Here is a 15,374-nt window from a genome sequence, read left to right on the forward strand (position 1 = left end):
GAAGATTGTGTGGTTGCTGAAAGCTCAATGCCAACACTCTGATAGTAGTCTGCCAGGAATCATCGCAACGGCGCGCACGTGCGCGGGTTGACGTGGTCGCGTCGCGAATAAACTCGTGGGATGAACCTCGCCGCACGGATCGTCTTGGCCGCAACCGCCCCGGCACGTGTCGGGCTTGCCGCCGCGGACGCCGGCCTGACCGTCGCAACCGCGGCGGTGGGTGTGGCGAAACGGGCGTTGGGCGAGGGCGGGACCGGCGGAACGAACGCCATGACCTCCATGCTGGGAATCGACGACGCGATCGTTCGCGCCAACCGGCTCGCCCGGCTGCTGGACGACGACGCGCCATTGGGACGGGCCGTGGCACCGGACGGGCCGATCGACCGGCTGCTGCGCCCGGGCGGCGTGGTCGACATGCTGACGTCGGACGGCGGTCTGCTGGACCGCCTTACCGCGGAGGGTGGCGGTCTGCACCGCACGCTGCAGCCCGGCGGCCTGGCCGATCAGCTCGTCTCCGAGGATGGATTGATCGAGCGGCTGCTGGCCGAGGACGGGCTGGCCGACCGGCTGCTCAGCGAGGGTGGCCTGGTCGACAAGCTGACGGCGAAGAACGGGCCCCTGGACCAGCTCGCCGACGTCGCCGACACCCTTGCGCGGCTCACGCCCGGAATGGAAGCGCTGGAGCCGGCGATCGCCACGCTGCAAGACGCGGTCGTGGCACTCACCATGGTGGTCAACCCGCTGAGCAACATCGCCGACCGCATCCCGCTACCGGGCCGGCGGCGTCCGTCGTCCCGGGCGGTGCGCTCCACGCGCATCATCGACAGCGGCGAGTGACCGATTAGGCTTGGACCGGTTTGATCCCGCCTCCTTAGCTCAGTGGTAGAGCACTCGCCTTGTAAGCGAGCGGTCGTCAGTTCAATCCTGACAGGGGGCTCCGACTGTTCTTCACCCGTTGCAGCGCCGACGCCGTGCAGTTCGCGTTCACCACGTGCGGCTACCGGTCCACGAAGCGGACCAACAGCAGCCCGGCCTTCTCCGAAGGGCACCGTGCCGGATAGCGCGCTTGCCGTTCGCCCATGTTCGGAGGCGCGCGACCTTGGTTGAGGGTGCCCAGGGGGACGCGACTGGGGCCCACGGACGTTGCGGTTGAAACCTTCGCTGGGTGCGAGGACGGCTGCGGCGTATTACAAGTCGCTTTCCTCTCGATATGGACCACAACTCACTGCCACCGGTTCGCGGGCGAGCCCGGCGCCATGGCCCGGGCGGCCCATCCGGCGGCAGCGGCAGATAGGACGTGCCAGGCGCCGTGGTACTGCCACAGGCTTTCGGGGCGGCACAGCGGCGACCCGGAGCGTCCCGCGGCGTAGGCTGCCAGCCCCAACGCGAAGACCCCCGCCGGTGTCGTCCACGCTTTCCACCGCTGCCAGCGCGGACTCCTGGCCAAGCCGACGGCGTACACCGCGCCCGTGGCGACGATGGGGCAGTCGTGGGCGAGCTTGGCCCATGACGGCTGAGGCCCGTGGTAGGCGAAACTACCGGCCCCGACCGCCACCAGCGCAACTCCAGCAGCCCCAGCCAGCGGTGCCCTGACCCGCACCGCCCAGGACAGTACGGCAAGTCCGGCGGCGACGTAGGCCAAGCTGGTGATGGCCAGGACGGGCTGCGCCAGCGCGCCGACTACGACGCGCTCGCAGTCCGAGTGACCCAAACCGGCGGGAGCGGTCAAGACCTGCATCGCGATCCACCGTAACGGCCCGTCGGGCTAGACCGGCCGAACGCCGCACCGGGTCAGCTCGTAGAGCTGCGCGTGTGAGGGGTCATAGAAAGGCGGCAATCTGCGCGTAAGCGGTGATGTTTTGCCGCCCGGGCAGTGCCATCTTTATGTGGCGCTTTTCGATAGTGGGCGCCGTTCGACGGGCCGGCCGAGGATCACTTTCGTGGTGATGAAGGCGAGTTTGGTCATGCCGAGGTAGGTCTGCGGGTTGAACAATGTCGGCCAGACGGTGCGGACATGGTGCTCGCTGAGGGGCCTGCTGGTGAACCGGTCGCGCAGCCATCGCAGCGTCATGGGCGCCGACAGCGGGTGCAGCAGCAGATGGCCGCAGAACCGGTCTCGGTGATAGGTGACCGCCGCACCGTCTCGCAGATAGGTGTGGACGAGATCGTCAATGTCGTCGACACTGATGATCCTGTCGTGCACCGCCTGCACCACCAGCACGGGCGGCTGGGGCGCTGACTTTCCGAGCCTGGTTTCGTCAAAGATCTGGCGAACCTCGGGCAGATCCCATAGCTGGTCGGCAGTCATGTCGACGTAGGAACCGATGTCGGTCTTGCGCAGTCGCCAGACTGCACCGGCGGTGGTCATTGTCCGTAACGTGTCGAGCAACGCTTTGCCTTCGTCAGTGGCGTGTTGGTCGACGATTCGACGGGCTCCGGGGAAGACGTCGGTCAATGCCGCGATCATCAACGCCGCGAGTCCGGCAAAGAAGGAGTGGTTGAGCCGGCGCGCGACGCTGCCGGGGTCGGCCACAGGTGAACCCAAAACCGCCCCGGCCACATTAAGTTCGGGGGCGTAGCCGGCGCAGAGTTCGGCGGCCCACGCGGAGGCCAGACCACCGCCGGAATAGCCCCACAGACCGACCGGAGCCGACGGCGAGAGCGCAAGGCGCTCGCAGCGCAGTGCGGCGCGCACTCCGTCGAGGATCCGGTATCCCGGTTCCCGGGGCGCTCCCCACATGCCGTGAGGGCCTTCGTGGTCGGGCACCGATACCGCCCAGCCTTCGGCCAGTGCCGCGGCGATGAGCAGAAACTCCGATTGCACGAACGCGCCAATGGGCCTGGCACGGTGGCGCAGCGCATATGAGGGGAAGCAGCGCGAGGCCACCGCGTCGATCGCGCACTGATAGGACAGCACCGGGCACACCACTTCGGGGTCGCGCTGCTCAGGGACCAGCACGGTGGTAACCGCCGCCTCGGGTTTGCCGTGCAAATTGGTGCTGCGGTACAGCAGCTGGGTGGCCGTAAACCCCTGCGGGATCACACCGAGGAAGCCCAGCTCCACGTCGCGTGAGCGCACTACGGTTCCCGGCTGAACCTGCTGATAGCCCGGCGGCGGCTGATAGAACGGATCGCAGTCCGGCGGCAGCGGACATTCACCCGGACGCACATCCTCATGCGGGGCGGCGGGCATCGCTTGGTTCGCGGTGATATTGCTGTTCATGTTGAACATCTCCCCTTCTGCACCGATTTGATGCCGTTGACCAGCGCAGCCTTCGTCTTGCAACCCTCGCTGCTGGCAATGATCTGTCCGTTAATACCTGCTCTCGGCTTAATCAGGTTATGGGCCAAACGATTTGGCATTGCTCATTCGCGACAGAACGCTTGGTCTAGCCCCGCCATTCGTTGACGGCCTGGATGCTGTCAAGATCCAGAATGGCGGCGATGTGACGTTCGGACATCGCGCGAACATTCCGCCAGGGTTGCATCGGCGGTGTCCACATCACCCAACCGAACCCATGCAAAGCGTAGCGACGGTACGCATTCCACGCCACGTCGGCTTCTGGGGCAGGCGCACCTCGGCGGGCGAGCGCGTCGAGATAGTGCGAAATCAGATCGCGTTCGTGTGCACGTCTATCAGAAATGCTGAGCGCCCCTGTCATGAAGTATGCAACGTCATCCATTGGCGCTCCCAGACATACCGTTTGCCAGTCAAGGAACAGCGGAGAACCGTCGCGGTCTATGTAGGTGTTAGCGATATGTGCATCGCCGTGGGTCACACACACCGCTTCATTTTGGTGTTGGCGGACCAGAGCCTTCATCGCCGAGAGGATACGGCGTCGATCGTCTAGCTCGGCCGGCACAGTCGGGGATCCTGAAAACAAGAAGTGCGTCTTCCAGTGCGGCGCACTCAGCAGCACGGGCACAAAGTCTCCGAGGACCGTAGACCGAGGCAGCCAGGGATAATCGCGGAGCGAGCCGCCCCACGTCGCGGCGTGCAATGCCGCGAGGACACCGAGCGCCGAGGCCACGCGATCGGTCGGCCACGGACGGGTCGGGTCACCGAACGACACCTCCGCGGCAACGAGGTCATCCAACACAACGATTCCCTGTCCTGCTCCATCGGCACCGGCGAAGAAACAGCGGGGAAGGGGTATGGCGGCATTCGCGGTCATGTGCTCATAGAACCGCGCTTCCAGGAGAAATGGTGCCGCCGGATCGGCGCCCAGACACTTGGAGATGGTCTTGATGTACTTGGCGCGCCAGCGCGAGTCGAGTGCGCCCTTGACACACAGATCGCATGGCAGGCAGCTCTCAACCGCCTCGTCCGCGTACTTCGCGTGGATCCGGACCTTGGTCCCCACTCCCCGGATCACTTCAATGATCTCCATTCCTTCAACTCTTGTTTCGGGAAATCGGCGACGGAGAACCTCGGTCAACCATGCGGGAGTGAGTTCATCGACGGACCGCGGCAGTTCGGCCATCTCATTGCCTCCATTCGGGTAGACAGGGCTCGACGGACGATCCGGGATGGTCAATGATTTTCACGTCGCGGCCGGGTCCAGCCGCCACGGTGGCGGCCTCACCCCGAGCCAGGGCCACGGTCGCGACGATCACCATCACCGCTGCCGCCATCAGCAGAAACCATTCCGCGCCACCGGCTTCCAACGTCTCCTTGAGTACCGTGACCCCCAACACCGCGCCCATTACAGGCTTTGCGACGATAATCATTGGCATTGAGACGGTTAGCGCACCGGCTCGATACGCTGATTGACAGAAGACCATCCCGGCCAGCCCGGCGGGTAGCCAGACATACAGCTCGGGTGTGTGCAGCAGGTGGCCAGCGCCATGTCCGACCACGTCGACAATACTTTTGGTCAGGACTGCGAACAGCGCCAACAACGAACCGGCCACCGCCGCCAGCAGCACCGCTGCGGCTGGACGATTCGACCATATCCGGGCGCCTAGCAAACACAACCCCAACGGCGGACCCATCACGGCGGCGACCAAGACCCAGGCTTCCAGCGAGCCCCGGGAGTGGCCGGCCGTCGGATGCCCGACCGTGACGACGACCGCCAACGCCCCGGCCAGCATTAGCGCCCACATCCACTCCCGGCGGGTTATCCGATGACGGGCCAACCGCGCGTAGATGGGTAATGCGAAGAGCAGCCCCGTCACCTGCAGCGCCGTAACCAATATCACCGAGCCCCTGGCGAGGGCCGCGGCAATTAGGCCGTAACTGGCGATGTCCGCCGCACCGCCCAGCCACCAGCGGGTGTCGCGCAACAACATGCCGAACAACGTTAAGTGGCCGACCGGTTTGTCAGTGACCTCCTGCGCGGACCGCTGACGGATCACATTTCCGATCGCGAATGCCAGCGCGGCGCACAGTGCGAGAAACGCGGACATATCCGCATTCGACATGGGGTGACCTCGGTTTCATTTACGTTCAGCCGTGCGCATGCGTTGCGTTCGCATGATTGGCCAATTCAGACGGCGGCCCCATAGTGTGGGCCACCAGTTCCCTCGGCCGCACAGCACGGCCATTGCGGGCACCGTGATGGTGCGCACCACGAAGGTGTCCAGCAATAGTCCGACTCCGATGATGAAACCCACCTGGACCATGCCTGTGAGGGTGCCGAAGAGCAGGCCGAACATCGAGGCGGCGAAGATGACACCGGCCGAGGTGATCACCCCGCCGGTCGAGCCGACGGTGCGGATGACGCCGGAGCGCACGCCGTGTGGAGACTCGTCGCGGACCCGGGAAATGAGCAGCATATTGTAGTCCGCGCCCACCGCGACCAGCACGATGAAGGCCATTCCCGGAACACTCCAAGATAATTGCTGGCCGAGGATGAATTGAAACGCGATGACGCCGACCCCGAGGGCCGACAGGTACGAGATCACCACGGAACCGATGAGGTGTAGCGGTGCGACGAGTGCGCGCAGCAAGACGATCAAGATCAGCAGCACCACTAATACCGTGGTGATAACCATGAATCTGAGGTCGTGGTTGTAATAGTCGCGCAGGTCTCGGTTGGAGGCGGGGTAGCCCGTCATCGATATTGAGGCGTCCGCCAAGGTCGTGTTCAGTTGAGCTCCCCGTGATGTGTCGGTGATCGAATTGACCTGATCCATGGCATCGGTGCTGAACGGATTGAGTTGGGTTTGTATTAAATACCGCACCGCGTGCCCATCCGGTGAGACGAAAACTTCGGCGGCTTTCTTGAACTCGTTGTCGGAAAGCGCCTGCATGGGAATGTAAAACCCTGCCATCGCCGGCCCTGACGCGTCGCGTTTCATTGCCAACAGAAACGTCGACGCATCGCTGAGCCCTGCGCCCATCTGTTTCACTTGGTCGACGAGCAGTTGTACGCCGTCGGCCACTCGTCGGCTCCCGTCAGCGAGGGCATCGGCGCCGTGTTGCAAGGTGGCCAGTCGGGCCGATACGGCGCCAGGATCTAAGCCCAACGACGACAGGTTGCTTGCGGCGCCTTCAATTTCTCCGCGCAAGCCGTACACCGCGGACTCAAGGGACTTTGCGTCCTGCGCCGGCAGCACCTCTCGAGCCGCCGTGGCGATCCTGTCAAGAGTGCCGTCGTGGGCCAGGCGCTGTAACTGGCTGCGGGCGATTTGGATGCGGGAATCGGAGAAGGCGCCGACCACGCCGTTGATGCTGGAGGCCGCCTGATTGACTTCGCCCCGGATGCTGGCGAGGTAGTTTGCCAACTCGCGCGCCCCGTCGGTCAACCGGTCAAGGTCAAGAGTCTTACCGGTAATCAGGTCAGACGCCGCCCGAAGGCGATCGCCGACCTCTCCTGCCTGGTAGCTCAACCTGGCCTGCTCCAGGGGTTCCCCCGTCGGTCGGGTGATGCCCCGAATCTTTGCAATGTTCGGTATCTGGCTTACCCGCCGTGCCATCTGTTCCAAGTCGGCGAGCGCTTTGGGGGTTCGCAAGTCGTGCGGCGACTGAATCAACAAATATTGCGGGATGGTCTCGTTCAACGGGAAATGGCGGCCCAGGACGGCATATCCGCGGCTACTTTCCACCGAACCCGGCAGGGTCTTGCTCTCGTCCCAATTGAACCGGACGAAGCATCCGCAGCCAGCCAGCACAGCCAGCACAATCACACTAATTAATAGATGGGCCGTAGGCCGACGCACGATGCGTATCCCGGAACGCCGCCAGAAACGAGAGGTGAGATCGCGCCTCGGTGTGACCCAACTACGTCGTCCGGCGAGCACGAGGATGGCCGGCAAGAAAGTTATGGCGGCAAGAAACGCCACAGCGATGGAAATCGCCAACGCCGGCCCGATTGTCGATAAGAATTTCAATCGGGTGAAGGACATTCCGAAGAAGGTGACGGCGACGGTGGCCGCGGACGCGGCGATTACCTTGCCAATCGACACCAATGCCCTCATAATCGCGTGATCCGAATCCGCACCGCGCCTTAAGTGTTCGTGGTAGCGGCTGATGAGGAACACGGCGTAATCCGTTCCCGCGCCCGCCATTATTACGGTCATGAATATGATGGTTTCATCAGAAACACCGAGGCCGAGTTGCGACAGTCCGGCAACAATCCCGTGTGCAGTCACCAGGGATACGGCAATCATTACCAACGGCAGCATCATGGTGAACGGGTTTCGGTAGATAATGAGCAGGATGGCGAGCACCATGATCGCCGTCGCGAGTTCTATTCGATGCATATCCCGGGTAGCGGCCTCATCGCGGTCGGCGATGGTGGCCGCCGGTCCGGCCAAATTCGCGGTCAGGGTGGATCCCGCGGCGGTCTGTTTGATGACGTCCGCCACCCGCGTGTATGCCTCGTGGGACTGTGGTGTGCCCAACCCGCCGGCCAGCCCGATCGGCAGCAGCCAGGCATGGTGATCCTTGCTGCTCATGGCCTCGCGCAACTCGGGCGTGGCTAGGAAATCCTGCAGCATCACGACGTCTTGAGTGTCTTGGCGCAGGGTGGCGACGAGCGTGCGGTAGACGGCTTCGTCGCCGGGTCCCAGCCCGTTCTCGTTGGTTAAGACCGCCAGAAGGACATTGTCTGACCCCGATTCGTGAAACGCCTTGGTCATCTGTTGGGCTGTGACCATTGCCGGGGAATTGGCCGGCACCATTGGCGCCTGATGTTCCCGGACGATCTGCTCCAGCGGCGGGAAAATCAGAAACAAGGCGGCCGCCAGCAACATCCATGCTCCGATGATGACCAGCGGCCAGCGCACCACAGAGTCACCCAGCCACCGGAATGCGCCTCCTGTTCCAGGTGAGGCGATGGTCGTCCCGGCCGGTCGGCGCCACGGCCAGCGCAGCGACCTCGGCATGGGTTGATCCGGTGGAGGCTCGGGCCCGACGATGCGACGGAGGTGGGCGATGCGGTCACCCGTTCCAGCGCGGTTCTTGCGTGCGAACGGATTGACGAGGACTGCTATATACATCGCGACATCACCAGCGCGCGCCTAAATGGCGGCGAGGCCAACCAAGGAGAAGCGTCTCGCAGCAGTGAAACCGGAGTCGCTAGGCACTGCATCGGGACTCGGTCTGCGCCTGGCTGATCAGACGCTCGCTCCGCAGGAACTGGACGAGATCGTCGACCGTGTCGGTCAGCGCCGGCTCGCGCAGGCGGCGTTTGGCCATTGCGCGCGCCCGCCGGTAGTGGGTGTTGTCGTAGCGCTTGTCCTGCTCCATCGCGATCTTGTCCGCGGAGCGGGTGAGGAAATCGACCAGCGGATACAGCGGATCACGTGGCGTGCACCGGCGATTCACCTGCTCGACGAAGGACGGAATGTCATGGTACGTAAAGCGATAGCCGTAGCGTTCGGACAACAGCCGTGTGATGTCCACGATGTTGTAGTAGTCATCCGCCGTCATGTTGAACACGGTGCCCGCCTCGGCCGGGAGGTCCATCAGCGCGACGATGTGATCGGCGATCAGGTCCGCCGGCAGGAGGCTGACCTGGTTGTCCGCCTGAACGGCCAGGCCGTGCTCGATCATGAACGCAGTGAAGCGAACGAATATGTCGTCCTGGCTGCCAAAGCCCGCGTTGGTGGGGGAGATGAGGACGGGGCGGTAGACGTGCACGTCGAGTCCTTGCCGCTGCGCCGCCAGCACCAGCTGCTCGGCGACCCATTTGGTCTGCGAGTAGCCGAAGTCCAGGCCACTCATCTCCGTGTTTGCGTCGGACTCCCGGACTACCACCTTGGGGGTCCAGCCGTAGATGAAGGTGCTGGAGACGAGGTGGAATCGCTTGCGGTGCGCGGTCATCGCCAGGCGCAACAGCTCGTGCGTACCCAGCACGTTGGCGGGCCGCAGGGCGTCGTAGGTCCGGACGTAATTGACCAGGGCGCCATTGTGGACGATGGCGTCGATGCTGTCGGCCAGTCGCTGGAACGCGGGCTCACCGATTCCCAGGTCCGGCTTGGCCAGGTCCCCGCAGATCACGCGCACCCGGGCCCTTACCTCGGCTTCCAGCTCCCGGGACCACAGATGGGCCCGGTGCAGCGATGCGATGACCCGATCCAGGCCGTGTTCCGCATCCGTGGCGCGCATCAGCGCGTGAAGGGTGGAGGAAGTCTGTTCGAGCAGGCTCCGCACCAAAAACGGTCCCAGAAAACCGGTCGCCCCGGTCAGCAGGATGTCGCCTGACACGCTCGGTCGCGCCGGCGGCAACGCCGGCAGGGGCAGCCGCGCGTCGGCGCGCATCTGTGTGCTCTCGTATGCCTGATACTCGGCGCTGATCTCGGCCAGCGCCTGCCGTACGGCGTCGAGCGGTTGACGGTTGCGATCGCCGAATTGGCTTACGAGTCGGAAGAATTCGGCGACGGTCAGGCGCTGGAGTAGGCGCGTGTCGACGTCGTCGGCGAGTTCTCCGGCGCCATGTTGTTCAAGCAAGGCCTGCAGGTCGTTGCGGAGCTCGGCCAGCGAGACGGAGTCGATACCGAGATCCGCGAAGGAGGACTCCTCCTCTCCCGTGAGGTCATAGCTCTCCATGAGATGGCGGAAGCGTTCCAGTGGACCCGCGTCCGCGCCCGGCCCCTCGTGCGTCTCGTGGGCGTAGCTCGCCAGCACGGGCAGCTTGGCGTCCAACCAGAGTTGGCGGTTTTGAGCGCGTCGGATCTTTCCCGAGGTGGTCTTGGGAATGCTGCGCGGCGGCACAAACGCGATGGTGTACGGATCGACGTGGGCGTTCCTGCGAACCGATCGCGCCAGCGCCTTGGCGTCCGGCAGGGCACTTTCGTCGCGTACCTCGGCGACCACAACGAGCGCTTCCTGCTCTTCGCGCTCGACCGAGAAGGCGGCGACGCAGCCGTGCCGAACCTGTGCGGCCGACCGCTCCACGATGGCCTCGATGTCGGAGGGATAGCAGTTGACGCCGCGGACAATGATCAGGTCCTTGGTCCGGCCGCACACGAACAGCTCGCCCTCGTACAAGAAGCCGAGATCGCCCGTCCGCAGATAGGTGTGCCCGTCGTCGCCGGCGATGCGGGCTCCGAAAACGTCGGCGGTGAGCTCCGGGCGGCACCAGTAGCCGCCTCCCTTCGAGGCCCCGTCGACCCAAATCTCGCCGACCCGGCCCTCGCCCAGCGCCTGCAGGGATTCCGGGTCCACGATGCGCACCAGGTTTCCGGGGAGAGGCTTGCCGCAGCTCACCACCGGTGCCTGGTTGCTGTTCTCGGGCAGGGCCTTCTCGACCCGCACAAGGTTCTTCTCCAGTGCGCGCTTGTTCAGCGCCAGGGTCTGGCGCCCCCGAAGGGACACGATCAAGGTGTTTTCTGCCAAGCCGTAAGCGCCGCACAGCGCCTCAGGCTTCAGACCGTAGGGAGCGAAGCGCTGCCGGAAGCGTGCGAAGGTCTTGGCCCGCAGCGGCTCTGCTCCGATGAGCATTGACTCGAGGCCGCTCAGATCGATGCTCTCGAGCTCCGAGTCGGGGAGCTTGTCCTCGCGCAGGCAGTACTCGAGGGCGAAGTTCGGTGCGGGCGTGTGGCTGGCGTGCGTCTCACTGACGAGCCGAAGCCAGGCCGACGGGCGCTTGAGAAATTCCTCCGGGGACATCCCATGCGTGGTCCCGCCGAGCAGTAGCACGAACAAGTATGCGGAGATCAAACCCATGTCGTGGTGCTGCGGGAGCCAACTGACCGCCACCACGCCGTCGGTGAACGCCGAGCGGTTGGCGATGACGTTGGCGTGGCTTACGACCACGCCCTTGGGATCGCTGGTGGAGCCCGATGTGTATTGCAGGAAGAGCACCGGGCCAGGCGTGTCCGCCACCGAGGCGCCACCAAACCCCTGCGGACCATCCGTTGTGAACCAGGGCAGCTCCGGGGACAGCGCGTCAGCCCGCAAGGGTGCGCCTTGTTCGCGGCTGAGCATCAGGCGGAAGCCGTACTCATACTCCTGTGTGGAAAGCACCGCCTTGGCCTGACAGTCGCGCGCGATGAAGCTGAGCTTGGTCAGCCCCGCTTCGAACGCCATGGGCAGCGGGGGGCTGACGGGTACAGCGATCACCCCGATGCGCGCGCAGGCATAGAACGCTGCGACCATCGCCAGACCTGGCGGGTAGACCAGTAGCGCCCGATCTCCCCGCCTCAGCCCGGCCTCGAGATACAAGTAGGCGGCCAGCTCCCGAGTCCGCTCGGCGAAGCTCCCGTAGGTGTAATGCTCGAGTTGCCCGCCCTCAGCATTGACGAACTGGTAGAGGGTCTGGTCTGGCCTTCGCGCTTCCCACATTCCCAGGTACTCGACAAGCGTCTCCATGGGCGCAACACGGTTAGACATGACGATCCCCTCCACTGATGCCCGCAGCTTCGCTAATTACAGGAGCTTCCGTATGACCGGGTTAGACGTCGTTTTCCTGACGTTTCCGCTGGTGTTACCGATCGGTAACGAAAATTCTGTCGCGGAGCAGACGCGGCGGCATAGAGTAGGGGCTACTCGAATTTCAGCTAGTCGTGATCGCCCAGAATGCGGGTGGCCGGCAGTATCGAGCGCCACCAGTGGAAGTCAAGAAATTGGACCAACCTTCCCGCAGCCGGTGGGCCCAGAAGCCTCGCTCCGCCTTACGTGAGCGCCGGTCGGTCCCCCAAAGCCGGCGCAACGACCACTGGAGTAGTACCGGCCGTAATGGGTAGTCGATCAGGCAGGACGTGCTCTTCAGGTTGGAGGTCGCGATGCCGGTCACGGCGGGGCCTGTTCCCGGGATGACTTCGGATTTGCGCAGGGCGCCGATGGACCCTGGGCGTTTCCGGAGCGGACGTTGGTTGCTGCTCGGCGAGGGCGCGCTGGTGAGCGCTTTCGGCACTGCCGGGCTGGTTTCGGCTGTCCTGCACCGCCATGCCGGGCCCACCGGCACCCCAATTCTCGGGCTGGCATCGACTCCTGCACACAGCGCGATACTGCTGGCGCTTGGGGTGCTGGCCATCGCCGCCGCCGGCAATCGCCGCGCGGCAGTGACTGTCACCGCGCTGAGTGCGGTGGCCTACCTGCTGTTGTTGTTTTTCAGCAGTGTCGCCACCGCGCGCACGGTACCGACGCCCCTGGGGTTCCACGCAGCTGACATCGTCCTGCACGGTCTACTCGGGGTGGTCAACTTCGCCCTGCTGATGTGGCTCATTCCCGACGAGTTGGGAGACGAGGCTTGGGTGCGGCGCCGGGGACGCGAGCGCGATCCGCGGGCCGGGGCCTCCGGCGCCGTCCCCGGGCCGGGGGCTGCACTCCCGGGCGCGGCCTCGCCGGCGAACCAAGGGCCACCACCCGCGGCGGCACCGGCGCGCGCACAGGAAATCGGGGACCACGAATCCCCGTCCCAACGTCCGGCTGTGCGCGGACAGGCAAGCCGGCCGGGGTCGACCACGACGCCGGTCGACGTTCCGGGTTCAGGCCGCACCCTTCTTGAACGGCCGAAGAGACAAGAAGCGAACGAGCCCTCGGCTCACAGCATCGAGAGCTCGTCACAGCAGTCGAACCGCTTCGTCCGGGCGACAGATGCACTGCTCTCAGGCGGTGTCGTTCCCGTCGCCTTGGCGGTCCTGGCAGCTGTCGTCGGCGTCACCGTCTGGATACGACGCCGCTGAACCGGCCGACCCGTCACGACGTCCTCGAAGCTGCTGTGCCGATTACGGCGGCCCCGGGATGCGATCCAGATCGCCCTGCAAGCCATGCAAATCCCCTTCGATACCTTGCAGCTTTCCCTCGATGGCCTGCAGATCGGAGAGAGCATTCTGATAGGCCGGCGACAAATCGGTCGCGGTGGCAGGTTGAGACTGCGGGCAGTACGAGACGATGGCACCCGCGGTGACTTCGGCACTTTGATTCGCGTCCCATATCGACGATCGCTGCACGAATTCGACCGCATCCGCGAAATTGGGTTGGTGCGCCAGGAAGTCGCAGACCGCGTGCCCTTGGGCCATCGCGTAGTCCTGGCTGGGAACTGGTACGCCTTCGTGCTTCAAGGCGGCGATGAACGCCGCGTCGGCAACCTCAATCCGCGGAGCGGGTGCGTGCGGCGCCATGCGCTTCGGTGCCGGCGCGGCCGACGGCGGTGGTTCCTCCGGCTTCGCCGACGGATCCTGGTGGTGAACCGCAAACATCACCAGCACCACGGCGACGATCGCCATCAGAGACAGCGGCAATGCTGCGAGAAAACCCACATGCTGCGGCATGCCCTTGCGCCGGCGAGGCGTGATGCCGCTTCTGCCCCGCGAACGGGTGTCGGCGACAACCTCGGTTTCGCAGGTTCTCGCCGTATCCGGGAACACCACGCCCGTGCTCTGGGCCAGGAGCTCGTCGAGCAGGTCGTCGACCTCGCGAGACGGCGTCTGACCACCGTGCTCTCGGCCCGCTCGGCGCCGGAGAGCGATGCGCCGCAATTCGGCATCGATGGTCTCGCGGTCGCGCATATCAACCAGTTTGAGCGCGTCAGGACAACGTCACAAGCCCCGGTGCGCACCGGCCGATGGCTGCGGACTCGGGCAAGACCGGTCCAGCTGACCGACAACACCGTCGACGCTGCCGCAAACAACCCGGACGCTCGCCGGAAGCCTGACTGTACGCCGGCTGCCACAGCTGCGGGCTGGGCCCCTCGCCGGGCCCGCCGTGAGGGCGCCATTCCGAGCATCGTGGATCGCATCCGAATCGCCCCGGGCGAGCATGAGCACGGATGCATGCGCGGGCCGCAAATGCGGTGAACAATGCTCTGCCGCAACGGTGTTCGAGACTTAGGATCCGTTGGCCTCCCATCGTCCATGGGCTGGCATGAAAAACTCTCTGCCCCAGTCGATTAGAGTTCATGGGTGCCGCGCATGCTACGCTGGCCCGGGATGCCGTCGGCATCCATTCAGAATGAGAGAAGTTGAAGGTATGACACAGGGAACTGTGAAATGGTTTAACAGCGAAAAAGGCTTCGGTTTTATCGCTCCGGACGGCGGCGCAGCAGATGTGTTCGTCCACTACTCGGAAATACAGGGCAACGGCTACAGGTCGCTGGAGGAAAATCAGCGAGTTGAGTTCAACGTCGAGCAGGGGGCCAAGGGCCCGCAGGCAGTCGGGGTAACCGCCGTCTAGGTCGAGTTCTACCGCGTGGGCTGGTGGGTGACTTCCCACCAGCCCACAGCACGTTGAGGGGGTCCCGGCCGACCTCCGCCAGGGCGTACCAGGAGCGCGGTTTCGGGCGTCGATGAACGCCAGTCGCTCGGCGCGACGTCTTCGCTGACGCTGGCGTGTAGATTGGTGGCAGCAGTTTGTTTTTGCACTGCCCCTTAGCCAATTTGTTCAGATGAGCAGATCTACGAATCGATCGCCCTTCGCCCCAGCCAAGCACGTTTGGGTTGAAGCCAACTAACTTGAGGACCCGCTCCATGACATCGTCCGATTTGTTTTCGCATCGCTACGAGCCCGAGGTCGTTTCACCTGCCGGTCGTGATGCCGAACCGGTGCAACTTCCGACCTTCTCGGACCGCCCCGACAAAGATTCCGCCGCTGCGACTCCGTCGTAGGCTGGCATGACGGGGATGCGATGCCCCTATATTCGTGAGTCACCATCTGCCACAGCTGGTTTGATGTTCATCGACACCCCGCGATGACCACTACAGCCCGTTCGCACCGCCGTCGCCCCCTCTCGGCCTCCTAATCAGCCGGTGACGGGGCCGGACTGGGCGGCGGTCCGTCCGGCGGGGGCGATGGAGCCGGTGACCGATGCGTGCAATCGGGCACATAAATGAGCACGCCCCCGACCATCGTCCAACCGATCGCACAACCCGGTGGCAGCAGGGGGAGCGTGGTGGGCGCAGCGATGAGCACCGTGGTCATTGCGGCAAGCATCGCGGGACGAAGGAGGCGAGGGAGGGATGGCCTCGCGATTCGTTCAGCCGTG

11 protein-coding genes and 1 tRNA gene are annotated in these 15,374 nt (G+C 64.5%); 4 read left to right on the top strand and 8 right to left on the bottom strand.

All coding sequences use genetic code 11. The features are described 5' to 3' along the window. Positions 1-120: 120 nt before the first annotated feature. Positions 121-837: a hypothetical protein gene (locus A5678_RS22720; RefSeq protein ID WP_068047203.1), complete on the top strand. Its 717-nt coding sequence runs from the start codon at positions 121-123 to the stop codon at positions 835-837. 28 nt (positions 838-865) lie between these two features. After that, a tRNA-Thr gene (locus A5678_RS22725) sits at positions 866-937 on the top strand. A 285-nt stretch (positions 938-1,222) separates the two neighbouring features. Here the strand turns inward: A5678_RS22725 and A5678_RS22730 are convergent. The 7 genes from A5678_RS22730 to A5678_RS22755 all read right to left on the bottom strand — a co-directional run bounded on the left by A5678_RS22730 (position 1,223) and on the right by A5678_RS22755 (position 11,761). After that, on the bottom strand, positions 1,223-1,738 hold the full coding sequence (locus A5678_RS22730; RefSeq protein ID WP_068047206.1) for a hypothetical protein: 516 nt from the start codon (positions 1,736-1,738) through the stop codon (positions 1,223-1,225). 144 nt (positions 1,739-1,882) lie between these two features. Beyond that, complete coding sequence (locus A5678_RS22735; RefSeq protein ID WP_082945694.1) at positions 1,883-3,223, bottom strand: lipase family protein; 1,341 nt, start codon at positions 3,221-3,223, stop codon at positions 1,883-1,885. Then, entirely contained in the window at positions 3,220-3,363 is a 144-nt protein-coding gene (locus tag A5678_RS28365; RefSeq protein WP_082945695.1) for a YegP family protein, read from the bottom strand. Before A5678_RS28365 ends, A5678_RS22735 begins: the two co-directional genes overlap by 4 nt. Before the next feature lie 26 nt (positions 3,364-3,389). Further along, the gene (locus A5678_RS22740) at positions 3,390-4,484 is read right to left on the bottom strand and encodes a phosphotransferase (RefSeq protein ID WP_082945696.1); all 1,095 of its coding nucleotides are present in this window, start codon (positions 4,482-4,484) and stop codon (positions 3,390-3,392) included. A gap of 1 nt (position 4,485) precedes the next feature. Further along, on the bottom strand, positions 4,486-5,424 hold the full coding sequence (locus tag A5678_RS22745) for a DMT family transporter (protein ID WP_068047214.1): 939 nt from the start codon (positions 5,422-5,424) through the stop codon (positions 4,486-4,488). A 15-nt stretch (positions 5,425-5,439) separates the two neighbouring features. Beyond that, positions 5,440-8,235: an RND family transporter gene (locus A5678_RS22750; RefSeq protein WP_368664902.1), complete on the bottom strand. Its 2,796-nt coding sequence runs from the start codon at positions 8,233-8,235 to the stop codon at positions 5,440-5,442. Between the two features lie 289 nt (positions 8,236-8,524). Beyond that, on the bottom strand, positions 8,525-11,761 hold the full coding sequence (locus A5678_RS22755) for a fatty acyl-AMP ligase (protein ID WP_068047216.1): 3,237 nt from the start codon (positions 11,759-11,761) through the stop codon (positions 8,525-8,527). Between the two features lie 503 nt (positions 11,762-12,264). On the opposite strand from A5678_RS22755, the gene A5678_RS22760 reads away from it, so the two are divergent. Continuing rightward, positions 12,265-13,077: a DUF4383 domain-containing protein gene (locus tag A5678_RS22760; protein WP_068047218.1), complete on the top strand. Its 813-nt coding sequence runs from the start codon at positions 12,265-12,267 to the stop codon at positions 13,075-13,077. A 42-nt stretch (positions 13,078-13,119) separates the two neighbouring features. Here the strand turns inward: A5678_RS22760 and A5678_RS22765 are convergent, their stop codons facing one another. Next, entirely contained in the window at positions 13,120-13,902 is a 783-nt protein-coding gene (locus tag A5678_RS22765; protein ID WP_068047221.1) for a DUF732 domain-containing protein, read from the bottom strand. A gap of 460 nt (positions 13,903-14,362) precedes the next feature. On the opposite strand from A5678_RS22765, the gene A5678_RS22770 reads away from it, so the two are divergent. Then, positions 14,363-14,566 (top strand): cold-shock protein, encoded by a 204-nt coding sequence (locus A5678_RS22770; RefSeq protein WP_007166408.1) that lies wholly within the window; start codon positions 14,363-14,365, stop codon positions 14,564-14,566. Positions 14,567-15,374: the final 808 nt, after the last annotated feature.

The organism is Mycobacterium sp. E2733, from assembly GCF_001667585.1.
Lineage (GTDB): Bacteria > Actinomycetota > Actinomycetes > Mycobacteriales > Mycobacteriaceae > Mycobacterium.